The sequence below is a fragment of the Pedobacter sp. MC2016-24 genome, assembly GCF_015223055.1.
Lineage (GTDB): Bacteria > Bacteroidota > Bacteroidia > Sphingobacteriales > Sphingobacteriaceae > Pedobacter.
The window spans coordinates 167,576-190,071 of the sequence record NZ_JADFBX010000006.1; the positions used below are offsets into that span (position 1 = coordinate 167,576).

Below are 22,496 nucleotides of genomic sequence, written 5' to 3' on the forward strand. Positions count from 1 at the left end.
GGTTGGTGTCACAGTTGTGGTACCAACCTTTTTTATTCATCGCAGGTGTAGCATGATATTTGCGTGTCTTGTTGCATGAGTTTTTTAACTGCTGAATGGAGGAAATTGGCCATCGCAAATTATGCAATTGATAAAGAGATCCTGCAGCCTTTTGTTCCGGTTGGAACAGAACTGGATCTTTGGAATGATACGTGTTATGTAAGTTTAATTGGTTTTCTTTTTAAAAACACACGCTTGATGGGTATAGCGGTACCTTTTCATGCTAATTTTGAAGAAGTAAATCTTCGCTTTTATGTTCGTTACAAAGAAAATGGCCTTTGGAAAAGGGGAGTAGTTTTTATCAAGGAAATCGTCCCGAAGTTTGCATTGTCCTTTGTAGCCAATACGATTTACAATGAAAACTATGTGACTATGCCGATGTCTCACCACTGGTCGGAGGAAGGCGACGAACGTATCGTTGCTTATCACTGGAAATTCAAAAAAGAGTGGTACAAGTTCACCATTGTAGCCGACCGGGAGTTGTCTGTTATAGCATCGGGTAGTGAAACTGAATTTATAACAGAACATTACTGGGGCTATGCACGTCACAACGACAAAGTTACGAATGAATATGAGGTCAAGCATCCTAAATGGGAGCAGTATCAAGTGAAAGATTATTCAATTGAAGTAGATTTCGGCCTGGTTTATGGTGAACACTTTACTTTTTTGAATGGACAGGCTCCCGTGTCAGTCATGCTGGCCGAAGGCTCTGAAATTTCTGTGGAAAAAAAGCGGATCATAACAAGTTAGATTTTCAAATCCAGTGATTTTGATCATTGTTTGGTAGTTTTATTTTTATATGTTATTTGTTTTTGTAAACAATTTTAATTTATGAAAATATTAAATTGTTTATAATCAGGTTTTTGTTTGTATTTTTTTGTAAACTTTATTTTTATATTCCTGTTTAGATTTTCAAAAATGTAGCTTTGCTTTACTTAATGAAAAAGCTATGAAAGTTGAAAAACAATTGGAAAATACGGTAACTTACACTAGTGAAGAGGCTTACGAGGAATCGCTTCGTTACTTTAAGGGCGATGATCTTGCGGCCCGTGTTTGGGTTAATAAATATGCACTAAAGGATTCATACGGAAATATTTATGAAGCCAGTCCGGATGATATGCATAAACGTATAGCTGCTGAGCTTGCACGCATTGAAACCCGGTATCCCAATCCAATGACTGAAGTAGAGATTTTTGAACTGATCAGAAACTTTAAATACATCATTCCACAGGGAAGTCCAATGACCGGTATCGGTAATCCCTATCAGATTGCCTCTCTTTCCAATTGCTTTGTGATTGGGCATGATGGATCCGGAGATTCCTATGGTGGTATCATGAAAATCGATCAGGAGCAGGTGCAATTGATGAAGCGCAGGGGTGGTGTTGGCCATGATTTGTCGCACATCCGCCCGAAAGGTTCCCCGGTAAAAAATTCTGCGCTGACTTCAACGGGTATTGTTCCTTTTATGGAGCGTTATTCAAACTCTACCCGGGAGGTAGCTCAGGATGGCCGTCGTGGTGCTTTAATGCTTTCTGTATCCATCAAGCATCCAGATGCTGAAGATTTTATCAATGCTAAGATGGAACAAGGTAAGGTTACCGGTGCAAATGTATCTGTGCGTATTGATGATGCCTTTATGAAGGCTGTTGAAAGTGGTGATCGCTATGTGCAGCAATATCCTGTCGACGCAGCAGATCCGGTTACGCGGAAAGAAATGGATCCTTCAGCCTTATGGAAAAAAATTATTCACAATGCCTGGCGTTCTGCCGAGCCCGGGATTTTGTTCTGGGATACCATCATTAGGGAATCAGTGCCGGATTGTTATGCAGATCTGGGTTTTAAAACGGTCTCTACCAATCCTTGTGGTGAAATTCCCCTGTGCCCTTATGATTCTTGCCGTCTGTTGGCGATTAATCTTTTGTCTTACGTGGAAGAGCCTTTTAGTCAGTCTGCCTGGTTTAACTGGGATTTGTTTAAGAAACACATCCATGCTGCACAACGATTGATGGATGACATCATTGATCTTGAACTGGAGAAAATTGATGGGATCATACTCAAAATTAACCAGGATCCGGAAGATGAAGAACTGAAACGAACGGAATTGAATTTATGGTTGAATATCAAGGATAAGGCTGAGCAGGGCAGAAGAACCGGGATTGGTATTACTGCTGAAGGGGATATGCTTGCAGCTATGGGTATGAGATACGGCAGTGACGAGGGCTCTGAATTTGCTATTGAAGTACATAAAGTACTGGCAATAGCAGCCTACAGAGCTTCTGTTTACGCCGCTAAAGAACGTGGTGCATTTCCAATTTTTGATGTAGAGCGAGAAAAAAACAATCCATTTATCCTGAGATTGAAGGAGGCAGATCCGGAATTGTATTTTGAAATGCTGACTCATGGCAGGCGCAATATTGCTTTGCTGACCATTGCGCCAACAGGGACCACCAGTCTGATGTCACAAACCAGTTCAGGAATAGAGCCTGTATTTATGCCTGTCTATAAGAGGAGAAGGAAAGTGAATCCGAATGATAAAGATGCCCGTGTGGATTTTGTTGATGAGGTAGGAGATTCCTGGGAGGAGTATGTTGTTTTTCATCATCGCTTTAAACATTGGATGGAAGTAAACGGGCATGACCTGACAAAAAATTACGATCAGAACGAACTTGATGAACTGGTTAAATTGTCGCCATATTATAAAGCAACTTCTAACGATGTAGATTACCTGAAAAAGGTAAAAATGCAGGGTGAGATTCAAAAATGGGTAGACCATTCAATTAGTGTAACGATCAATATGCCAAATGACGTAACCGAAGAATTGGTCGGTGAACTATACCTGGCAGCCTGGAAAGCAGGGTGTAAAGGCGTTACCGTTTATCGCGATGGTTCACGCTCAGGTGTGTTGATTTCTAACGAACCGAAGGAACAGGAGGAAGTGCATTCGGAAGGTGTCATTTTTCCTACCGAACGTCCGGCAATTCTTGAGGCAGACGTAGTTCGTTTTCAAAACAATAAAGACAAATGGATCGCATTTATCGGCCTGATCGATGGAAAACCGTATGAAATTTTTACGGGCTTCTCCGATGATGAAGATGGAATCCTGATCCCAAGATGGGCAAATGATGGATTTATCATTAAAAGCAGGGAAGCAGATGGGAGTTCCAGGTATGATTTTCAATACAAAAATAAAAGAGGTCATAAGACGACGATTGAAGGTTTATCCTATAAGTTCAATCCTGAATATTGGAATTATGCAAAATTAATTTCCAGTACATTGAGGCATGGGATGGCGATTGAAAAAGTGGTAGAGTTGATTAATAGTTTACAGTTGGACGAATCGATTAACACCTGGAAAAACGGGGTAGCCAGAGCCTTGAAAAGATATGTTCCGGATGGTACGGAGGCCAAACGTCAGAAATGTCAGAATTGCAATTCTACAAATCTGATGTATCAGGAAGGTTGTTTAACCTGCAAGGACTGCGGTTCTTCAAAATGCGGTTAAGTCATTAAATCATAATATTGAAACGCCATGGCATTTTATTGCTGTGGCTTTTTTATTTTTTCGTACTTTCAACCTATGAAATATACAAAGACTTTTACCCTGTTGATGATTGCAGTATGCGGCCTTTCAGCTTGCTCGAGTTCCAGAAATGCTGATGGTACCCGTAAAAAAAAGGTAACGGTATTAACACCTAAAACAACAACACCCGGAAGAGGCATTGTAAATGCTGCGGGAGATGGACTTACTCCAGGCATCAACTCGGCGAACAGCAATGGTGCCGGATCCAGAGAAAATGCAGAAAACATCGCAAATAGTGCTATTTTAAAAGCCACGGCTGGTTTAAGGCCTTCATTACAAAAGACCGATTCGCTAACGGCCAGCGGTTTGATTGATGGCCTGACTGAAAATGAATTGTTGATTGTGAATTGGAGCAGGGAAGCGACAACCAAATCAACTGTAGCCAAGATCAAGGAGTATGCAGTTGGTGTTGTTGGCGCTCATCAGTCTTTTCAAAAAGATATAGATGCATTGGCTGCCACTAAAAATACGGGAAAAATTGTTACCCCAAAGGCTTCGTCGACTGTTGAAACAAAAGGAGACTTTAATCTATGGTATGTACAATCGATGATTGACCGTAAACGCAGGCAGTTGAGTACCTTGGTTACAGCGAGTCGCGCCAAAGATGAGGTCATCAGAAATTTTGCGGTTAAATATCTTCCGGTAATCAGAAAGCAATTGGATGACGCTCAGGAGTTAACCAAAGTTGTGTCGCCAAAATAGAGGTTCATGAATTTTAAAGAAGAATTTCCTGTATTACAAAAATATACATATCTGAATACGGCCAGCTCTGGCATTTTGTCGAGATCAATAATACATTGGAGAAGGTCTCATGATGCGGCTTTTGAGGATCTTGGTAGTGGGTTTCGTTTAACTCAGGCCAGTTTTATTCAGGAAGTTCGTAGCAATGTATCGCATTTTTTCAACGCACAAAACCAGCAGGTCTTCCTGGTGCCAAATTGTTCGATTGCTTTTAATATTTTTTTAGATGGTTTGGATAGAAGTCACCGGTTTCTTTTACTGGAATCAGATTATCCTTCTGTAAATTATCCTGTTGTAAGCCGAGGATTCGCTGCTCAGTATATCCGCATGGATGGCAATACCGAAGAACAGATCATCCATACTGTTAAAACTTTTGGAGCAACTGTCTTAGCCTTAAGTTTGGTGCAGTACTCCAATGGAGCAAAGATAGATCCTGCTTTTTTTAATCAATTAAAATCACTTTATCCTGATCTGCTCATTGTTGTTGATGGTACACAATATTGCGGAACAGAAAGATTTGATTTCGAAAATGCTGGAATTGACGTTTTCTTTTCCAGTGGGTATAAATGGATGCTAAGTGGTTATGGTAACGGGTTTTTAATGTTGAAAGCCAGTGCAGCGGCGCAGCTTTATCAGGATCGAAAACAATTTCAATTGCCTGCGGAAAGCTTCTTAAGTGATAAGGGAATACTTGACTTATGCTTTGAACCCGGGCATTTAGATACCCTTAATTTTGGGACACTCAATCAGTCGATTTTATTTATGCAAAAAACGGGCATGGATGTGATTGAAAATAAAATCAAACTTCTTGCTGAGCATGCACGCCTTGCATTTGCTTCCAGATCTTTACTCGATCCACAAATTTCAGCTAGGGTAACTTACTCCCCGATATTTAATCTTTTGTTGAGTGATGCGCTATATCAGAAACTACTGGACTCAAATATCAGTTGTTTGAGCAGGGGAAGAGGTGTTCGGGTTGCCTTCCATTTTTACAATACAGCGGATGATCTTGATCACCTGTTAAAGATCATCGACGAAAATATCTAATCATATCCAGGCAGGAAAGAACTCCTGCCTGGATATGATTATTAAAATTCCAGCCTGTAATTGATGGTTGGAATCATGCCACCCCATTTTTGCGGTTCAATGATGCGTTTACTAGCGTTGTAATGCATTCCTACTGTATTTTCGCGGTTTAGCAAATTCTGGATATCCAGAATGATCAGATGACTCACCTTTTTGCTATTGATGCGATAACTGGAAGAGAAGTCTATCCGTACATACGGATCTGCGGTCAAAGTATTCACCTTATTCTGGTCGATAATTTCTTCATCCAGTCTGAACGATTCATCCACCAGGATTGGAGAATATCTCCTGCCTCCTGCATAAATCGCTTTTGCATTAAGCCCGAAAAGATTGTTTTTTCTTTTTCCAGTTACCCATTCTTTTCCAACCAATAGGTTCCCTACGTATTTTGTATTGTAAGTGGTGTTGAACTCCTGGCCGCCAAGCGCCTTGAACTTAGAATCAAATATGGATGAGGTTACTGTGAAATAATAACCCTTACTTAAGGACTTTTCAATAGAGAATTCAATGCCATAATTTTTTCCTGTTCCCTTATTGATCAGGTTGCGGTAAGTATAGGAACCAATTGCTGAGTTATCAGATACGTTTAACAAAGAAAAATTAATCTTCGGGTCTACAGATACAGGTACATCATACAGATGTTGGTAATATACCTCTGTTTTGAATTTAAAATTTCCCGTAAATAGCTTTTCGTAACTCAATACGGCTTGCGCTGATTTTGTAGGGCTGAGCTTATTTACCGGTAATTGTGTGGCAGTACCCTGGGCGGTATTTGCTTTTGCAAAATAGTAAGACAGGGGTTCCAGGCGGCTGTAAAGTCCGGCTGAAAATGCGAGTGTCTGGCCTTCGTTGAGTTGGGCTTTTAAACCTAGCCTGGGCTCCATGCTCCAGCTTTCACTTAAATTGAAGTAGTTGACGTGGACACCCGTATTTAGCGTAAATACATTGCCTAATTCTGCTTTATATTGTATGAAACCGTCAAAACTACTGGTGCTTCCCTGCTCATTAATAAGCGTTCTCAAAAGCCTGGTGTCTGTGTCATATTGTTGCCCATAAAGATTGTATTTTAAAAAGTTTGCGTTTAAACCGCTACGGATGGAGTTGTGCTGATTAAGCTTGTAATTCAGGATACCCGAATAACGAATGGTTGTATTGGTATATAAGTTTTCATGGTTCAGGCTCGACTGGTAGCTGTTGTTTAAAGTGTCTATGATACTGCTACTGCGACTCCCCGAAAAGGAAATGATGTTACTAAAATAAATCCGGCTATTGGCGATGTACAAATGCTTTATTCCGATACTTCCGGCGTTATAACCATATCTCATATCCTGACCATCTGTTCTTTCTTCCCATTTGTTAAAATCCCGGTCGGCGTCTTTATTTAATTTACTCAAACCGCCTATGCCAAATACTGAAAAAGTACCGGCTTTGTTAGTCGGAAAAACAAAATTGAAAGATAAATCCTGATACTTGGGCACGCCTTCATCTGAGACTTTGACGCCGACCTTATCCAAAAGGCCTAAGGATGAGTATCGGTAACTGAAGAGGTAAGATGCATTTCCGCCTTTTTTAAACGGACCTTCCATGGTTACTCCGGCACCCAATACGCCTATATTAAATGCATATTCTCTTTTATCGGTATTCCCTTTTCTGAATTTCAAATCAAACACACCAGATAGCGCATTGCTGTATTCTGCGGCCAAACCTCCGGTGTAGAAATCGGAAGTGCTCAGTACAGTGGTGTTGATCATGCTGATTCCACCACCCGATGCACCCTCACTTCCAAAATGATTGGGATTGATGATTTCTATGCCTTCAAGTCGCCATTGCAAACTTTTTGGAGAATTTCCCCTTACAATAATCTCATTATCGTCGCCTCCAGCCACTACCCCGGCGAAACTCTGAGCCATTCTTGCCGGATCAAAAAATGCGCCTGCATACCGATTGGTCTCTTCGGGAGAGAAAGACCTACCGCTGGTTAAGGCCATTTGATTGAGGGGTTGTTTACCTGAATTCGAGCTGACAACTACTTCGTTCAGGTTATTGCTTTGTGCCTCCATTTCCAGAGTTAGAACCAGCTCTTTACCACTGATGATCAGCAATTCGGAAAGCACAATGGTTTGGTAGCCCATTAAACTGATTGTTAGCGTTTGTCGGCCCAGCGACACGGCAGTTAAACGGAATATGCCATTCTCATCTGTGCTTAAACGCTTTACAGTTGGATCTGAACTGAGTTTGACGGTTGCACCCACAACTGGTAATCTGGTGCTTTTGTCGATTATGGTGCCTTTAATGGTTTGGGTCAGTACCATTTGTCTGTTTAGCGAATCGATTTTTTGCGCCTTGACTTGTCTGCTGGTCAGACCAAGCAGGCAGACCAGTAAGAAAGAAAATAATTTGATGTTCATTTTAGTTCGTTTTCTAAAGTGACAACAAGTTTTGCTTTTACCCCTATGTGTGTTATGGATTCAGATTTTCAACAAGTCGGGTAGCTAAAGTTGATATTTATCACTTTTTTAACTGATAAATATGTACTAGGTGGCTTCTTTTTTAGCTTTAACTTTGAAGCGTTAATTAAGTTATATCCATCGTAAAATAGATTTATACCTCATGGTTATCAAAGAATACGTATCCTTAAGTTTGGCTCAGTTAGAAAAGGCTATCGATTACGGAAAAGTAGATGAAATCATTAACGCATCGCTAAATGCGTTGCAATCTCCAAATACAACAATGGAATTTTTAGTCGAACTGGAAGATAATTTAGAACAGGTATCTCCATTGTCTTGTACCAGTGTGCAATGGAGTTGTTACCGATATGCGATGATTCGCCTCCACGAATTGATCAAGCAACAAAAGACAGCTTTGCTTTGTCATTAGTCATCTGATCCTGGTTTTGTGAGGTTCTTATCGTTGAAATGAGGTAGAGTTGTATCTTTGCTGCATGAGTTTGAAAGGAATTTTTCCAATTGATCATCTTTATTTTACCACACAATTTGCCTTAGATGTCCTTTCTGCCGATGATTATCATGCGTTGATTACCCAACAGGAGCAACAAAAATATAAGAAAGGCGAAATCATTTATAAAGAAGGGGTAAAGCCATCCGGATTGTTTTTTATTCACCAGGGTAAGGTTAAGAAATATAAAGTTGACCAATATGGACGCGAACACGTATTGTACATTACCAGCAGAGACGAATTGGTGGGTTATCACGCAGTATTGGCTGAAGAGCGTTATTCAGATTCCATGGCTGCTTTACAATCCAGTATCATAAGTTTTATCCCCATGGAGGATTTTATGGGAGTGCTGAATAGATCACCTTTATTTGCCCGGCATTTGCTAAAGCTCATGAGCCAGGAGATCACCGTGTTTGCAAACAAGCTTTCGATATTTGGACAACGCACGGCAGTAGAGCGCCTGGCAATTGCGCTGATTATTTTGAGGGAAAAATTCAAAATAGACACCGCAGAAAATGAGGAAATTACCATTGATATTTCGAGAACAGATTTGGCAGGTATAGCTGGTATTGCTAAGGAAAATGTGATCCGGATATTGAAAGAGTTTAAATCAGAGGAAATCATTGCAACAGAAGGCCGTAAGATTTTTGTATTGGATATCAAAAAGCTGGTACTACGGTCCAACTATAAATAGCAGGTTTTTAATTTGATTTTGGTTCGTGTTGACCATTGTGACAGGTGATACAGGATACAGCTAAAAGTGCTTTACCATCTTTTTGATTATGAAAGTACTTCTTGTTGATTTTTGCGGTCATCCGCATCATCTCTCTAGCTGTTTCTTTTTCCGGTTTATCATCACTCGCAAAATCCAGCTTTCTTGGATTATCTTTACTTTGTGCATGACAATAATTACATTTAACGCCCAGTGCAATTTTAAATCCATCCATTACTTTATCCAGTTCGTCATGACTGATGTTTTTGGGTAATACTTTCAGATTTTTTGCTTTTTCTTCTTTGGGTTCCTGTTTTGGCATAAACGCACTTAAGCAAAAGGCTATACCTAATAAAGTAACTAAAGTGATTGTTTTTTTGTGCTTCATAATAAGTGGTTTAGTTTAACTAAATATAAATAAAAAAGAGGCCAGATGAATTTTATCATGTAAAAGTTACCGGGTAGAACTGTTCAAAATAGTACGATATTTAATACCTTTTAGTAATTTACCATTATCTACACTATGGATTATGAAAGAAGATTTAAAATTGTATGCAGGTATTGCGATAAAGTCTGGCTTAAAATGGTTGTTTGTTGCATGCTCGGGTTGGATTTTAACTTTGGTTTTTCTAATCATCGTCTTGATTCAGCAGCATGGAGCCGGGCATGGAAAAATGGTTGTTTTCTTTAGCCAGCTGGCTTCTACAAATTGGGCTGCATTGGTTGTACTGCTGGCGAGCCCGCTGTTCTTTTTTCTATATTTTGTTTTGGCAAATAAAATTGCAATTCAGACACTGATTTATAACCTCTGGACTAAAAAAGGTATGGATTTGATAAGGCCTGCATTGTCCACTGCGCTGAAAAGAATAACAAGCAATGTGAATTGGTCAAAAAAACTGTCTGATGAAGCCATGTTGCGCGCCCGTTTACTGGAGGCCAGTAGACGTGATAAAACCATTTCCACTAATACCAAACGTGTAGTAACTTTCAGTTTAAAAAGAATTAAACTCGATGATGTAGACCTTCAAAATGAAAAATTAAGTTTATACGATGTGTTGTTGGATAAACTGCTGCAATACTTTTCTACTTTTGCAGAACCTGATTTTTTGTTGTTCTGGGTTTTATTGATCCTGCAAATACTCCTTTTCTCCGCTGCCCAATATCTGCACCAGATTTAAATGTCTTTATCAAGAAGTTTGATGATCCTATCTTTGTCTTTGATCTGATCTTTCAGTGTAGAGATGAGTTCCCTGTATGCCTTTAAGCTATTTTTTAAATCAATATCTTCTGTTTTCTGTTCTGCAGCAAGCAGTGCTTTTTCTTGATCTTGTTCGGAAGCTGGTTCAGGTTCGAAAAACTTACTGATCGGAACATCCAGGATTGCAGACATGCTGATGATGTCAATGTATTTAATGGAATGCCTGACCAAACTTAATTTTAATCCGTCAGGTGTTTTATCCATCTCAGTAGCCAACCACCTCAAAGAGCGGGATTTAGATTTCAAAATAGCATCTACAGTTTGTTTCAGGTTCATATAGAAAAAGGCTTTTTTCTGTTTTAATCTTATAAAAATAGGGAAATTATATAAGAAGATTGAGTTTTCATGTAAAAAATTGGTAGATAACACAGAAAAATAGATAGGACGAATTACTTATCCTACATCAATGTGTACCATACTGATTAAGCCTACTTTTGTTAAACAATAAGAAAGGAAATATTATGGCACAGTTTGTTTTGCATAAAGAAAATTCCCGTGGACATGCAAACCATGGTTGGTTAGACGCTCATCATACTTTTAGTTTTGCAGGATATTACAATCCTGAGCGGGTGAATTTTGGTGCACTCAGGGTTTTGAATGACGACAGGATTGATGGAGGAATGGGATTTGGAACCCATCCACACGACAATATGGAAATCATCACCATTCCTTTGACAGGTGCGCTGGCACACAAAGATAGTTTAGGCACATCTTCTGTGATTCAACACGGCGATATACAGGTGATGAGTGCAGGGACGGGTGTGCAACATAGCGAGTTTAATGCAAGCGATAGCGAGCCCGTTAAATTGCTCCAGATCTGGTTGTTTCCAAATCAAAAAAATGTAACACCCAGATACGATCAGCTTACATTGGATGTTGCAGAAAGGCACAATAATTTTCAACAGATTTTATCTCCGGATGCAAATGATCAGGGTGTTTGGATTCATCAGGATGCCTGGTTCTCTTTAGGTAAGTTTGATCAGGATTTTGAAACTTCCTATACTATAAAAAAAGAAGGAAATGGGGTGTACGTTTTCATCATAAATGGTAGTGTTGAAATTGATGGTCAAAGATTAGATCAGCGAGATGGAATGGGAGTATGGGATACCACTGCGATCCAGTTCAAGTCGCTTAGCCAAAATGCAGAAGTATTGTTGATGGATGTTCCGATGGTGTTTTAATTTGATATCTATGAATTTAACTGTTCTTTACATCGGTAGAAATCCGGACATTACAAAAACCATGTTTCGGTTACTCAATGCGAGGTCTGAATGGAGTGGTATCGTCACTTCCAGCGATGCTGAAGCATTGGCGATATGTAAAAACCAAAGCATAGACCTGGTATTGCTGGGAAACGGTATTGACGCCGCCGAAGAACAAATTTTAAGGGCCGGTTTGATTGAGATCAGACCGGCCCTTAAAATCATACAACATTATGGCGGGGGAAGTGGTTTATTGTATTCAGAGATTTTGTCTGCAACTCAATAAACTTCTTTCCTTATTTCAGATTGGTTACTGTTAATGTAAAATCCAGGACCGAGTTTGGCGGAATAGGACCGGTTTGCTGATTTTTATAAGCAAGTAGAGAAGGTATCAGCAAACGTATTTTACCGCCTTTTTGTACAAACGGAACGCCAAATTGCCATCCTGGGATTACCTGCCCTAAAGCGAAAGTAAAATCTTGTCCGGATTTGGAGGCGTCAAACTGGGTGCCGTTCAGTAGTTTTCCAACATATTGGGCTGATACTGTTGTACTCAGCGTATAGTTGAACTGGCCCTGTCCGGGTTCCAGAATCTGATAAAAAAGTCCGGTTTTCTCGTCTTTCTTCGCAGGAATAGCGTTGTCTGTGATGAACTTTCTAATCAGCGTAGTATCAGTCTTGAACTGTTGTTCTTCATTAAAGTCTTTGTTTTTACATGCTGCAAAGCATCCAGCCAGGCAAAGCAATACGATGAGGTTTTTTACTATAGTCATTATTACAAAGGTATAATTTATATTCCAATCCAAAATTCAATAGCAATTCTAAATTTATCTCCATTTAGAAGACATCAAATAGAAAATTGAGAAAATAAATGTCATAAAAGGTACGATTTAGCTAAAATATTCGTTTCTTCGATGTAATGCATTTACGGAATCATTTTAGGTTGATGATTTTCATGCATGAATTAATTACCAAACCAATCACAAATGAAAATTTTAAAGAATCAGATGGCACTGAGCCTTCTTGCATTGTCGCTTGTTTCCATGCAAGCTTGTAAGACAAAGAAAATTGTAGCAAAGCCAAATCCGCCGGTTCAGGCCGAAAAGCCTGTAGAGGCTAAAGTAATTCCTCCTGCACCTGAAGAAAAGCCTGAGCCTGCTCCGGTACCTGAAAAACCAGATTTTAATTTCAGCAATGTTCAATTCGAGTTTAATTCTGATGTGTTGAAGACTTCTTCGTTTGAAACATTGGATCGTGTAGCCCGGGAAATCAAGAAAGACCCCTCAGCTAAATTTGTTTTGGACGGCTATTCTTCTATAGAAGGAAGTGCTGAACACAATATGTCTTTATCTGTTGATCGCGCAAATTCTGTAAAGTCTTACCTGGTGAATGCTGGTGTAAATGCTGCAAATTTAACAATCAAAGGTTATGGTGCTGCAAATCCGATTGCTTCCAATAGCGATGAAGCCGGTCGTGCTAAAAATCGTCGTGTAGAGTTCAAAGCCGTAAAATAGTCACTCCTGTTTTTTTGCTGTTAAGTTTGTTTAACGCTGCTTGTTTTAATCATAACAATGAGCTTAAGTAAACTTAACAGCATTTCTGTTTATTAGCGGCTTATGAAAAGAAGAGATTTTTTTAAAGGAGGGTCTGTTGCTTTTTTGGGCACAGCACTGTTATCTCCATTTGATAGTATAGCTGCAGTTACAGAGAATACCTTTTACAAAGACGGTAAAATTGCGAAGAACATCATTTTTTTGGTGAGTGACGGCATGAGCACCGGAACATTAAATATGGCCAATATGCTGCTTCAGCGAAAAGAAGGTCGTGAAAGTACCTGGTTGTCTTTGTATGCTGAAAATAAAGTAAAAAGAGCTTTCATGGACACTGCTTCTTCAAGTTCCCTGGTTACCGATTCAGCGGCTGCAAGTTCTTCCTGGGGTGGCGGTAAACGTGTGGCAAATGGCTCCCTGAATGTCAATGCCGACGGTTCTGAAAATATCCCGATCTGGAGAAAATTTAAAGCACTGGGTAAATCTGCAGGCTGCGTAACTACCGTACCAATTACGCATGCTACGCCTGCAGGATTCTGTGTAACGAGTAAAAAAAGAGATGATCAGCCGGGGATCGCACTGAAATATCTGGACGCCGGTTATGATGTTTTATTGGGTGGTGGTTTAGAATTTTTTAGTGCAGATAAAAGAGCCGATAAACTGGACGTTTTTCAGAAGTATAAAGAAAAAGGATATCAGGTGGTCCGTACTAAAGCGCAATTGTCAGATGTTTCAGGGAATCAACCTGTATTGGGTGTTTTTTATGAAGATGGGTTACCTTATACACTGGATCGGTCTAGCGATACGAAGCTACAGCAGGAGATCCCAAGTTTGGCAGACATGACCCGAAAAGCTTTAAGCCAGCTGAGCAAAAATAAAAAAGGATTCGTGTTACAGGTAGAGGGAGGAAAAGTTGATTGGGCTGCCCATGCCAATGACATTGGTGGATTGCTATACGATCAGATTGCATTTGATGAAGCGGTAGCGACAGCCATAGCTTTTGCTGAGCAGGACAAGGAAACCCTGGTGGTCATCACAACTGATCATGGTAACGCCAATCCTGGACTGTTTTCTGGTAGCAACGCAACGGCGAATTTTGACAGGATTCAAAAATTCAGGCATACCAATGAATGGATCCTGAACGGAGTCGATAAAAATACAAGTCAATCGGCTTTTATCGAAAAAGTGGAAGCTGCGCATGGTTATGCCATTAAAACTACGGAGGCAGCTTCGATACTGAAGCATTACAGTCAACTGGATGAGCAAGGATTATACAATCCCAGAAATCTACCTTTTAAAGAGCTTGCGCAGGTGCAGTACAATTATACTTCAGTAGGGTGGGGCTCTATGGATCATTCTGCAGATTATGTAGAGTTGGCTATGTTTGGACCAGGAAGTGAGTTGCTTAAGCCATTTGTCAAAAATTTTGAGCTGCACAACCTGATGCTGAAAGCCGCCGGAGTACAAGTGTAAACCAATAACCAGCTGTGACATGCAAATGAATCTGTTATAAAATAAAAATAGTATTTTCGTCAGGTTATGCATACAGAATGTTTAAAATATATGTTAATCTGCCAGATTGGTCTGATCGCTTGGTTTCCCTTTAAACTTAAAGGCCAATCTGCATTGCAGCGTTTTGACGATAAAGTACTGATTGACTTATCAGAAAAACGAACACCTGAGAAAACGGATTTTTTCCTGTTTTTGTCCAATCATAACGATTGGGTAAATGTAGGTGTTCCCGCAGGTCTTTTGGCCGGGGGCATTATTGCCGATGATAAACGTATGCGGCAGAATGCTTTGTATGTAGCAAGCAGTTCTGCCGTTAATGTTCTGCTTACCATGCTGATCAAAAAAATAGTGAAAAGGCCAAGGCCTTTTTTAGCTAATGTTAAAATCAAGGCGGTTTATCAACCTTCTCACTATTCTTTTCCTTCGGGCCATACTTCTACTTCGTTTACAACGGCTACTGCTTTGTCGCAGGCTTATCCAAAATGGTATGTGATTGTACCATCGTATTTATGGGCTGGTTCTGTTGGTTATTCACGTTTGTACCTTGGCGTGCATTACCCGACTGATGTCGCTGCTGGTGCAGTGCTTGGTGCTGGGGCCGCTTTTTCGCTGCGTGGCATGGGTACCCCGAAACCAGAATAATTGCTGTCAGCCGAATACTTCTTTATAAGTTAACACCGCCTTAATATATCCGGAATTTCTAGCCGCTACTTTTGTCGCGAAGAGTTTCTGTGATTAAAGCATGCTGAATACAATTAAAGAATTATCGGATACATCATTGTTGGAGAAATTTAGTTCAGGCAACCACTCCGCCTATAATGTACTTTTCAAGCGCTATTATGATGGCTTATTCCGATTCGCTTTAAAAAATGTAAAAGATACCTTCATCGCCGAAGAATTGACCATGGACGTGATGCTCAGCCTTTGGAAAAAAAAAGGTGCCATACAGGTTGAAGACAACCTGAAAGCTTATCTTTTCCGTTGCATAAAAAATGCGATTTACAATCATTACCGTAAGAAAATACTTCCAACCGTTTCCATTGAATTGGTTCCGGAAGATCAGCATCTGGCTAACCATTCTGCGGATGAGCCGCTAAACAGTCGTGAACTCGAAAAAGTGTACCGAAGTAAGCTGAATCAACTTAGTCCGCAACGTCGCCGGGTTTATGAGTTGAGCAGGGACGAACACATGACCTACGCCGAAATCGCAAAAAGTATGGATCTCTCTGTGAATACAGTAGAAAACTACATGGTTGCTTCATTAAGTTTTTTTCGCAAGCAATTGAAAGAACATGCTGACTTTACACTCCTTTTAACACTCATTTCTTTTTTCTTATAAATCCATTATTTTTTTTATTTCCATAGGTGGTCACTCCACTTTTAGGTGTTCTGTATAGTGAAGGACAATTAAAATAACTTGGAAAATAGAAATAAAGCCCTGATCCGAAAGTACATTCATCAGGATTGCACGCCAGCTGAACTGGAAGAATTAAAACGCATATTGGTGCTTCCGGAAGCGGCTCAGTTTTTTGATGAGCTGATGTCTGAGCATTGGGACGGTTTACCTGCAGTTAACGATACCGATCAACCCAGACTTAATGAGAAGTTGAAGCAGTTTTACGGAAAGCTGGAAAGGGAAGAAGCTCAGATCGTACAATTACAAACCCAGACCGATTCCAATACCCGTAGAAAGAGAGTTAGAAAATATTTTTCTTATGCCGCTATACTGACTCTGATTGCCACCGGCTTGCTAACATACAAAACTTTACAATTAAAAAAAACGCCGGTAACCGAGCAGTTTGTCATGCATGAAGTCGTTAATCCGAAGGGACAGCGTGCAAAGATCTTATTACCTGATAGCTCAGTTGTTTTTTTAGGCGCTGGTAGTACGCTGAAGTTTCCGGAAAAATTTGCGGCACATACACGGGAAATTTCACTAACAGGGGCTGCCTTTTTTGAAGTGACCAAAAATCCAAAGAAGCCATTTATCATTCATACTGGTGAGGTACAAACCCAGGTCTTGGGAACCTCATTTAAAATTGAGGCTTTTAATAGGCTTCCCTTAACAGTTGCTGTCGCAACTGGTAAAGTCCGCGTAGACCAGCTCTATAACGGTAAACTTAAATCTCTTGCGGTGCTCACACCAGGTCAACAGGTATCATATCAAGGGAGAAAAGCGGTTCAAACTACAGTAGCTATTGATGAAATCCGCTCCTGGAAAGATGCCCGCCTTACTTTCCACCAGCGTAAGCTGATCGAGATCACGACAGAATTAGAACGCTGGTACAACGTGGAATTCAATTATAAACAAGCTTCAAAGGCAGCTGAAGAGATCAGTGTGGCATTGCAGGCAGATATGCCTTTAAACAAGATCATGAAGGTATTAAGCTCGACCGGACATTTCCGGTATCAAATGGATGGCAGAAGAATAAATATCAAATAGGAATATAGAAAATGGAAAGGAAAAATATGTAGAACCTGTTTACAAATAAACATTCCCTGTCGCGCGACAGGGAATGAATTTCAAGATAAACCGTGTGAATTTCGACGTCCGCCGGTTTAAACTAAGCCGTATCTGAGAACAGGTACGGGATTATAACAGATCATCGCCTTGCAGCGAATTAACCAGTAATGTTCAAAAATATGCAAAAAGGATTAAAACTATATCCTTCAATTCGATTTATTATGAAATGCTCTTTTATCCTCATTGCGGTTCAGCTTACCTTCATGGGTATGTTGCTGGCCAGCAATGTGAAGAGTCAGGATCTTGATCATAAAATAAGCCTGCGTTTAGAGAACGTGACGGTGGCGAAAGCTTTGTCGGTTATTGCTAAGGAGAGCAACATTAAGTTTTCTATCCGGGAGCAATCTGTGCAAGCTGTAAAAAAGAATGTAAACCTGATCGCTACGCAGATTACGATCCGCGATGCGATTAATAAGTTACTTGCCAATACCAATTTACAATACAAGGCAGTAGAAGGGTATATTGTTATCGACAGTAAACCTGTACCCATTGTGGTAACGGGAACCGTTATTGATGAGAAGAACCGCGAAACACTGATTGGTGTGAGCATTAAAGTGAAAGGTAGTAGTGGCGGCACCTCAACGGATATGAATGGCAAGTTTAAAATGACCATCCCTGAAGGCGGAGCCGTATTACAGGTTTCCTATATGGGATATCAGATGCGTGAAATCAAGGTAGATGCCAATAGTAAAGACATCACCATCGCTTTGCGTGCTTCTGCAACGCAACTGGGAGAGGTTACTGTACAGGCAAGAAGGAAAACAAACACAGAAGTCGCCGTTCTGGATGAAAGGAAGAAATCTGCTACCATCCAGGATGCAATTTCTTCGCAGCTGATTGAGCGTACAGGAAGTGTGACCACTACGCAGGCACTCCAAAGGGTATCTGGTGTAACGGTAACCGATGATAAATATGTGGCCATACGGGGACTGGGTGATAGAAGCGTTATCGGTCAGCTGAATGGCGTACGTTTGGCTTCTTCTGATCCTGATCGCAGTGCCATTCCACTGGATCTGGTACCTGCTTCCTTACTGGATAACATTACCATTTATAAAAGTATCACACCGGATAAGCCCGCAGATGCCGCAGCTGGTATTGTAGAACTAAAAACCAAGTCGGTACCCGATAGTCTGATTGTTAACGTAATTGTACAGAGCGGGTTTAATTCCAATATCGGGATTGGTGGCTCACACAACAGTTTTTACAATAGTGATATGGGTTTTTTAGGGCTTAATATCAACAAAAAGAATCTGTCACAAGACTTTCTTAACCTTTCTAAACAATATAAAGGTGGCCTGACACAGATACAAAATATGATTACCAATAGTGGTTATAGTCCTTCCGTGAAACAAGAAGTGGGACGCATTAACGGGATTATGCAGGGATTCGACCCGGTTATGACCACAAAGTATAAGCAGTCGCCAATAAATCAACTGTATTCTGCAACCTTCGGTAACAGTTATACCTTATTTAAGAAACATAAACTGGGTGTGATTGCCGGGGCGAATTATTACAGCAGGACAACTGATATTTCTGACGGTGATGTTCAGCAATACAGCATTTATCAGGGGGTAGTTACTGGAAATCCACAGGTTCAGAGTCCGAGAAATATTCCTAACTACATTACCCCTAACAGTCTTTTTATGGGTAAATATCAGACTTATAAGGAGAACACAGGTACAGAAACGCTGAATTATGGTACACTTTTAGGCCTCACCTATCGGTTTAACCCAAGACACGAAATCAGTATGCAGTATTTGGGTAGCTGGGGGGCTGAAACACAGGCAACACACCTGAACGGAAGGTACGAATATACAGGCTTGCCTGGAGATGTTAAAAGTACCATTTACTCTTTGAAGCAATCTTACCGAAAGCTAAATACATTTAATCTACAAGGGGAACATAAATTTCTTGACGCAGCGTATTCGCCGAGATTGAGTTACAATATCGCATCGTCAAGAGCAGGACAGAACGATCCAGACTACCGTTTTGTCACCCTCGCAGACTATTCGCCGAGGGGAGGGGCGTATTATAGCCGACCCGTTCTGGGACCAGCAAATGGTTCTGATGAGTATGTCTACACAGACCATCTTTATGCGCTTAGTTCCGGATATGTAAATGGTTTTGGTGCTTATGGGATCATACAGGCGGAGCCTAACGGGCGTCGTTATAGAAATCTGGATGAAAAAAATTATAACTATAAAGCAGATTTAATCATCCCATTCAAACTGTTTGGGAGCAGACAGGAGCTAAAAACAGGGCTGAACTACCTGAACCGCGACCGCATTTTCACCGAAAATGTATTGTTTCTGCCGGGATCGAATTTCTCCTCGCAGAAAACGCTGCCTTTATACCAGATTAATGGTAATCTGGACAGATTGGTGAGTAACGATATTGTGGGTATTCATTTGCCTGTAGCAGGTGGTGCTGAAGGTGCGGGGCCTATAGGTGGTTTTCTGTACAACAGCCAGAAATCTCCAAACAACTATACCGGATTTTTCGAAACCAAGGCAGGATACGCCATGCTTGATTTAAAAATAACTAAAGATTTGAGGATCACTGGAGGAGTTCGTTTTGAATCAACCAATATCCAATCTGCTGTAGATACTGCAAATGTTTTTCTTGATCCGCAACTGACCGCTCCTGGTGTTGGGGGGACTAAGATCCCTTTGTCGCAGATCAGTCCAAACTCGGTTTACAAAGTAGGATATAAACCTTATTATTCACTTAACGCGACCTACAATTATCAGGAAAACATGAATTTTCGTGCTGGATACAATACAACGCTGGCACGACCGGAATTAAGAGAAATTACAAATGTATTTGAATTTGATGCCTTCCAGATGGGCCTGGTTGTTGGGAACCCAAATTTAATCAATCAGTCTACGCAAAATCTTGATTTTCGCTGGGAATGGTTTCCCAACAATGGAGAAGTCATCGCATTTTCATTGTTTGGTAAACGCATAAAAAACCAATTGTACAAAGTGTTTAACCTGCAAACAAGTGGGCTTGCGGCAACCTATCCGGAATATCCAACCATCAGGTTTGAAAATGATCCGAACATTGGTAAGGTTTGGGGAGTGGAAATCGAAATCGTGAAGGATCTTGGTCGCATATGGGATCCGCTTAAAAATTTCTTTGTCGGTTCAAACCTGCTTTTGGCAGAAAGCGACATCAAAAAATCCCCGGCAAGGCTGGAAGCAAACCGCTCACTGGACCGCCATTCGCCAGACAATAGCCCTTTGTTTGAACAGGCGCCATACTCCATCAACGGATGGCTGAATTATGACAACAAAAAATCAGGGACTACCTTAACAGGAACCTTTAATATGGTCGGAGAGAGGCTGGTGCAAATTAATCTGACCGGAGAACCGGACTTATATACCCGTCCTGTGCCGGTATTGGATTTTGTATTCAGTCAGCGTATAGCCAGACGCGTAATCTTTAAAGGTTATATGAAAAACCTGCTTAACCCATCCATAGAAACGGTATATGCCAATCCGGGAACAGGAGGCGTATGGTATGGCAGTAAATACCTGAACCGCGCCTATAAACGGGGGAGTGAAATAATGATGGGATTCACTTATAATTTGTTTTAACCATGAAAGAAATCAAACAATATAGAAACGGCCTGTTAATTTTTGGCCTCATGCTGTTGCTGGCATTGGTTTCCTGTAGAAAGGAAAAGCTGGATGTCACATACGACAACCGTCCGGTTACAGATAGTCGTAAAAGCTCCACTTTGAGGGTGATCAATCTGGGCGGCTATAACCAGGTACAGGTAAACGGTGATACCTTGACCAATTATGTGGTGCGGGGTGTTAATGATCCAATGGCGGGCAGATATCCGGCTACTAAATATTTTCCGGATAATGGAAGAATAGGCGTGATCTGGAATATGCCGCAGGAATTGCTAAATCAAGGCAAAGCCTCGCTAATGCTGGAAGATAAATCTTATAGCGGTCTCAATGGCAAGGCAACGGCTGAGGTCAGCGAAGAAGGAAATCAGTCTATAGACTACTATTTTACACAGTCTACTTCAGAAATCGGAATACCAAACGATGGGCGTACGCTGCTAAAAACCTTTAAAAGAGACATCACTGCACCAATAGACCCAGCGAATTTCAAAATCAGAATCATCAATCTATCAGCAGCGGTTAATACGAGCCAGGGGGAGGAAAATCTGGTGGGCGCAATGAGCCTGGCCTGGGCAGACGGAACACTTGTCAATGCAAAAACAACTCGTATTTTGCCGGGCGAGGCATCCGATTATATCGAGTTGCCTTATGGCACTGTGCAGTTTAAGGTATTGTCTAAAACCGGAACAGAGGTTTCTGCTATATTCAACGGATTAATAGAACCAAGTAGCTCACAAATTATTAATGAAATGAGCTCCTCGATACCCAGGCCGGATATTGATCTTACTTATGCACCTATGAAAACTTATGCTCCTGGTGGTGTGTACACAATCGTGGTTTCACCTTCCAAATTCAGGATTCCTTATCGTTTCAGCGATACAGGAGAGGAACTGACCATATATCAAAATGCATTTCGCCTCATTAATGATGTGGCTGAGCCGCTCAATACAACCTATGCAAAAATGCAGGGCATTCACGCCATAACAGGAATAGATAAGATCAGTCTGATCATCAATGGACAGTTACTTAAAGGGTCAATTCCTTACGGCGGGCACTCTGCAGAACAGACCCTGATCAGGGGGAATTATAAGATTGAGGCTGCAGATGCAATGGGAAATATCATTGCCGGTACTCAGCTTAAACTGGAAGCCCATACCAATCTCAGTTTATGGCTATGCCGCGACCAGGCAGGGCAGGCAAAAATTAATGTTATTGCCAATGATATGAGTGGAAGATTTAATGTAGGTGGAAGTGATGATGCCACAAATAGTGGCTACCTGCAGCAGTTTCCGGTCAGTGTACGCTTCTTAAATATGAGTGATTTGCCTTACCTGACTTTTACCACCAATAACGGACAGAGTTTTAAGGCCAATTATACGTTTAACGATGCAGCTGTAACTAACCTGACAACAGGCAGTTTTCCGATCGAAAGTCCTTATGTAAGTTTAATTCGTGACAGCAATCCGTATAAAATTCTGGCATACCGTTCGTCACCGCAAACAGTTCCGGGCGTATGGGCTGATGACATTCCGGTTCTAACCGGACAAAATCTGATCGCCAGACCCGAACTGTATGTGAGGGGAACTCTTCCAAACCACGAATCAGGCATTTATACCATCGCTTTAATTGGTCGCAGCGCTGCACCTTCGGGCTCCGAACAGAAAGCAACAATGATCGTTCTGAAACACAATAAATAAAC

At 40.9% G+C, this 22,496-nt stretch carries 20 protein-coding genes; 16 read left to right on the forward strand and 4 right to left on the reverse strand.

The annotated features are described in order from the left end of the window. Nucleotides 1-75 precede the first annotated feature (75 nt). The 4 genes from IM797_RS16195 (at nucleotide 76) to IM797_RS16210 (ending at nucleotide 5,407) form a co-directional block, all read left to right on the forward strand. The gene (locus IM797_RS16195; RefSeq protein ID WP_194128194.1) at nucleotides 76-789 is read left to right on the forward strand and encodes a YqjF family protein; all 714 of its coding nucleotides are present in this window, start codon (nucleotides 76-78) and stop codon (nucleotides 787-789) included. Between the two features lie 199 nt (nucleotides 790-988). Then, nucleotides 989-3,541 carry an adenosylcobalamin-dependent ribonucleoside-diphosphate reductase gene (locus IM797_RS16200; RefSeq protein ID WP_194128195.1) on the forward strand — a complete coding sequence of 851 codons (2,553 nt, stop codon included), beginning with the start codon at nucleotides 989-991 and terminating at the stop codon, nucleotides 3,539-3,541. Between the two features lie 75 nt (nucleotides 3,542-3,616). Next, a complete protein-coding gene (locus tag IM797_RS16205; RefSeq protein WP_194128196.1) occupies nucleotides 3,617-4,321 on the forward strand; it encodes a DUF4142 domain-containing protein in 705 nt (234 codons plus the stop codon). A 6-nt stretch (nucleotides 4,322-4,327) separates the two neighbouring features. Continuing rightward, nucleotides 4,328-5,407 carry an aminotransferase class V-fold PLP-dependent enzyme gene (locus tag IM797_RS16210; RefSeq protein ID WP_194128197.1) on the forward strand — a complete coding sequence of 360 codons (1,080 nt, stop codon included), beginning with the start codon at nucleotides 4,328-4,330 and terminating at the stop codon, nucleotides 5,405-5,407. 41 nt (nucleotides 5,408-5,448) lie between these two features. Here IM797_RS16210 and IM797_RS16215 read toward each other — a convergent pair whose 3' ends face one another. After that, on the reverse strand, nucleotides 5,449-7,854 hold the full coding sequence (locus tag IM797_RS16215; protein ID WP_194128198.1) for a TonB-dependent receptor: 2,406 nt from the start codon (nucleotides 7,852-7,854) through the stop codon (nucleotides 5,449-5,451). A 232-nt stretch (nucleotides 7,855-8,086) separates the two neighbouring features. On the opposite strand from IM797_RS16215, the gene IM797_RS16220 reads away from it, so the two are divergent. Both IM797_RS16220 and IM797_RS16225 read left to right on the forward strand, forming a co-directional pair. Further along, a complete protein-coding gene (locus tag IM797_RS16220; RefSeq protein WP_194128199.1) occupies nucleotides 8,087-8,323 on the forward strand; it encodes a hypothetical protein in 237 nt (78 codons plus the stop codon). A 64-nt stretch (nucleotides 8,324-8,387) separates the two neighbouring features. After that, on the forward strand, nucleotides 8,388-9,095 hold the full coding sequence (locus IM797_RS16225; RefSeq protein ID WP_194128200.1) for a Crp/Fnr family transcriptional regulator: 708 nt from the start codon (nucleotides 8,388-8,390) through the stop codon (nucleotides 9,093-9,095). A gap of 7 nt (nucleotides 9,096-9,102) precedes the next feature. Here the strand turns inward: IM797_RS16225 and IM797_RS16230 are convergent, their stop codons facing one another. Then, nucleotides 9,103-9,501, reverse strand: coding sequence for a c-type cytochrome (locus IM797_RS16230; protein ID WP_194128201.1), 399 nt, complete (start codon nucleotides 9,499-9,501; stop codon nucleotides 9,103-9,105). Between the two features lie 142 nt (nucleotides 9,502-9,643). On the opposite strand from IM797_RS16230, the gene IM797_RS16235 reads away from it, so the two are divergent. Further along, nucleotides 9,644-10,291, forward strand: coding sequence for a hypothetical protein (locus tag IM797_RS16235; protein WP_194128202.1), 648 nt, complete (start codon nucleotides 9,644-9,646; stop codon nucleotides 10,289-10,291). Here IM797_RS16235 and IM797_RS16240 read toward each other — a convergent pair. Continuing rightward, complete coding sequence (locus tag IM797_RS16240; protein ID WP_194128203.1) at nucleotides 10,288-10,647, reverse strand: hypothetical protein; 360 nt, start codon at nucleotides 10,645-10,647, stop codon at nucleotides 10,288-10,290. The genes IM797_RS16235 and IM797_RS16240 overlap by 4 nt on opposite strands. Nucleotides 10,648-10,832: 185 nt before the next feature. Here IM797_RS16240 and IM797_RS16245 point away from each other — a divergent pair, with 185 nt between their 5' ends. Together IM797_RS16245 and IM797_RS16250 are read left to right on the forward strand one after the other, a co-directional pair. Next, nucleotides 10,833-11,552, forward strand: coding sequence for a pirin family protein (locus IM797_RS16245; RefSeq protein WP_194128204.1), 720 nt, complete (start codon nucleotides 10,833-10,835; stop codon nucleotides 11,550-11,552). Between the two features lie 10 nt (nucleotides 11,553-11,562). Further along, nucleotides 11,563-11,859: a hypothetical protein gene (locus IM797_RS16250; RefSeq protein WP_194128205.1), complete on the forward strand. Its 297-nt coding sequence runs from the start codon at nucleotides 11,563-11,565 to the stop codon at nucleotides 11,857-11,859. A 10-nt stretch (nucleotides 11,860-11,869) separates the two neighbouring features. On the opposite strand, the gene IM797_RS16255 is transcribed toward IM797_RS16250, so the two are convergent. After that, nucleotides 11,870-12,346: an FKBP-type peptidyl-prolyl cis-trans isomerase gene (locus IM797_RS16255; protein WP_194128206.1), complete on the reverse strand. Its 477-nt coding sequence runs from the start codon at nucleotides 12,344-12,346 to the stop codon at nucleotides 11,870-11,872. A gap of 213 nt (nucleotides 12,347-12,559) precedes the next feature. On the opposite strand from IM797_RS16255, the gene IM797_RS16260 reads away from it, so the two are divergent. The 7 genes from IM797_RS16260 (at nucleotide 12,560) to IM797_RS16290 (ending at nucleotide 22,494) form a co-directional block, all read left to right on the forward strand. Next, a complete protein-coding gene (locus IM797_RS16260; protein WP_194128207.1) occupies nucleotides 12,560-13,087 on the forward strand; it encodes an OmpA family protein in 528 nt (175 codons plus the stop codon). A 102-nt stretch (nucleotides 13,088-13,189) separates the two neighbouring features. Then, nucleotides 13,190-14,596, forward strand: coding sequence for an alkaline phosphatase (locus IM797_RS16265; protein ID WP_194128208.1), 1,407 nt, complete (start codon nucleotides 13,190-13,192; stop codon nucleotides 14,594-14,596). 90 nt (nucleotides 14,597-14,686) lie between these two features. Beyond that, nucleotides 14,687-15,277 (forward strand): phosphatase PAP2 family protein, encoded by a 591-nt coding sequence (locus tag IM797_RS16270; RefSeq protein ID WP_228098902.1) that lies wholly within the window; start codon nucleotides 14,687-14,689, stop codon nucleotides 15,275-15,277. A 100-nt stretch (nucleotides 15,278-15,377) separates the two neighbouring features. After that, nucleotides 15,378-15,974, forward strand: a complete 597-nt coding sequence (locus IM797_RS16275; protein ID WP_194128210.1) for an RNA polymerase sigma factor — start codon at nucleotides 15,378-15,380, stop codon at nucleotides 15,972-15,974. A 78-nt stretch (nucleotides 15,975-16,052) separates the two neighbouring features. Then, complete coding sequence (locus tag IM797_RS16280) at nucleotides 16,053-17,078, forward strand: FecR family protein (protein WP_194128211.1); 1,026 nt, start codon at nucleotides 16,053-16,055, stop codon at nucleotides 17,076-17,078. 242 nt (nucleotides 17,079-17,320) lie between these two features. Then, complete coding sequence (locus IM797_RS16285) at nucleotides 17,321-20,758, forward strand: TonB-dependent receptor domain-containing protein (RefSeq protein ID WP_228098903.1); 3,438 nt, start codon at nucleotides 17,321-17,323, stop codon at nucleotides 20,756-20,758. Between the two features lie 2 nt (nucleotides 20,759-20,760). Continuing rightward, nucleotides 20,761-22,494 carry a DUF4397 domain-containing protein gene (locus IM797_RS16290; protein ID WP_194128213.1) on the forward strand — a complete coding sequence of 578 codons (1,734 nt, stop codon included), beginning with the start codon at nucleotides 20,761-20,763 and terminating at the stop codon, nucleotides 22,492-22,494. Nucleotides 22,495-22,496: the final 2 nt, after the last annotated feature.

What these genes read in the sequence shown, in the direction of transcription:
- IM797_RS16195 (WP_194128194.1), top strand. Translation starts at nt 76, where the DNA reads ATGAGTTTTTTAACTGCTGAATGGAGGAAATTGGCCATCGCAAATTAT.
- IM797_RS16200 (WP_194128195.1), top strand. Translation starts at nt 989, where the DNA reads ATGAAAGTTGAAAAACAATTGGAAAATACGGTAACTTACACTAGTGAA.
- IM797_RS16205 (WP_194128196.1), top strand. Translation starts at nt 3,617, where the DNA reads ATGAAATATACAAAGACTTTTACCCTGTTGATGATTGCAGTATGCGGC.
- IM797_RS16210 (WP_194128197.1), top strand. Translation starts at nt 4,328, where the DNA reads ATGAATTTTAAAGAAGAATTTCCTGTATTACAAAAATATACATATCTG.
- IM797_RS16215 (WP_194128198.1), bottom strand. Translation starts at nt 7,854, where the DNA reads ATGAACATCAAATTATTTTCTTTCTTACTGGTCTGCCTGCTTGGTCTG.
- IM797_RS16225 (WP_194128200.1), top strand. Translation starts at nt 8,388, where the DNA reads ATGAGTTTGAAAGGAATTTTTCCAATTGATCATCTTTATTTTACCACA.
- IM797_RS16230 (WP_194128201.1), bottom strand. Translation starts at nt 9,501, where the DNA reads ATGAAGCACAAAAAAACAATCACTTTAGTTACTTTATTAGGTATAGCC.
- IM797_RS16235 (WP_194128202.1), top strand. Translation starts at nt 9,644, where the DNA reads ATGAAAGAAGATTTAAAATTGTATGCAGGTATTGCGATAAAGTCTGGC.
- IM797_RS16240 (WP_194128203.1), bottom strand. Translation starts at nt 10,647, where the DNA reads ATGAACCTGAAACAAACTGTAGATGCTATTTTGAAATCTAAATCCCGC.
- IM797_RS16245 (WP_194128204.1), top strand. Translation starts at nt 10,833, where the DNA reads ATGGCACAGTTTGTTTTGCATAAAGAAAATTCCCGTGGACATGCAAAC.
- IM797_RS16250 (WP_194128205.1), top strand. Translation starts at nt 11,563, where the DNA reads ATGAATTTAACTGTTCTTTACATCGGTAGAAATCCGGACATTACAAAA.
- IM797_RS16255 (WP_194128206.1), bottom strand. Translation starts at nt 12,346, where the DNA reads ATGACTATAGTAAAAAACCTCATCGTATTGCTTTGCCTGGCTGGATGC.
- IM797_RS16260 (WP_194128207.1), top strand. Translation starts at nt 12,560, where the DNA reads ATGAAAATTTTAAAGAATCAGATGGCACTGAGCCTTCTTGCATTGTCG.
- IM797_RS16265 (WP_194128208.1), top strand. Translation starts at nt 13,190, where the DNA reads ATGAAAAGAAGAGATTTTTTTAAAGGAGGGTCTGTTGCTTTTTTGGGC.
- IM797_RS16270 (WP_228098902.1), top strand. Translation starts at nt 14,687, where the DNA reads ATGTTAATCTGCCAGATTGGTCTGATCGCTTGGTTTCCCTTTAAACTT.
- IM797_RS16275 (WP_194128210.1), top strand. Translation starts at nt 15,378, where the DNA reads ATGCTGAATACAATTAAAGAATTATCGGATACATCATTGTTGGAGAAA.
- IM797_RS16285 (WP_228098903.1), top strand. Translation starts at nt 17,321, where the DNA reads ATGAAATGCTCTTTTATCCTCATTGCGGTTCAGCTTACCTTCATGGGT.
- IM797_RS16290 (WP_194128213.1), top strand. Translation starts at nt 20,761, where the DNA reads ATGAAAGAAATCAAACAATATAGAAACGGCCTGTTAATTTTTGGCCTC.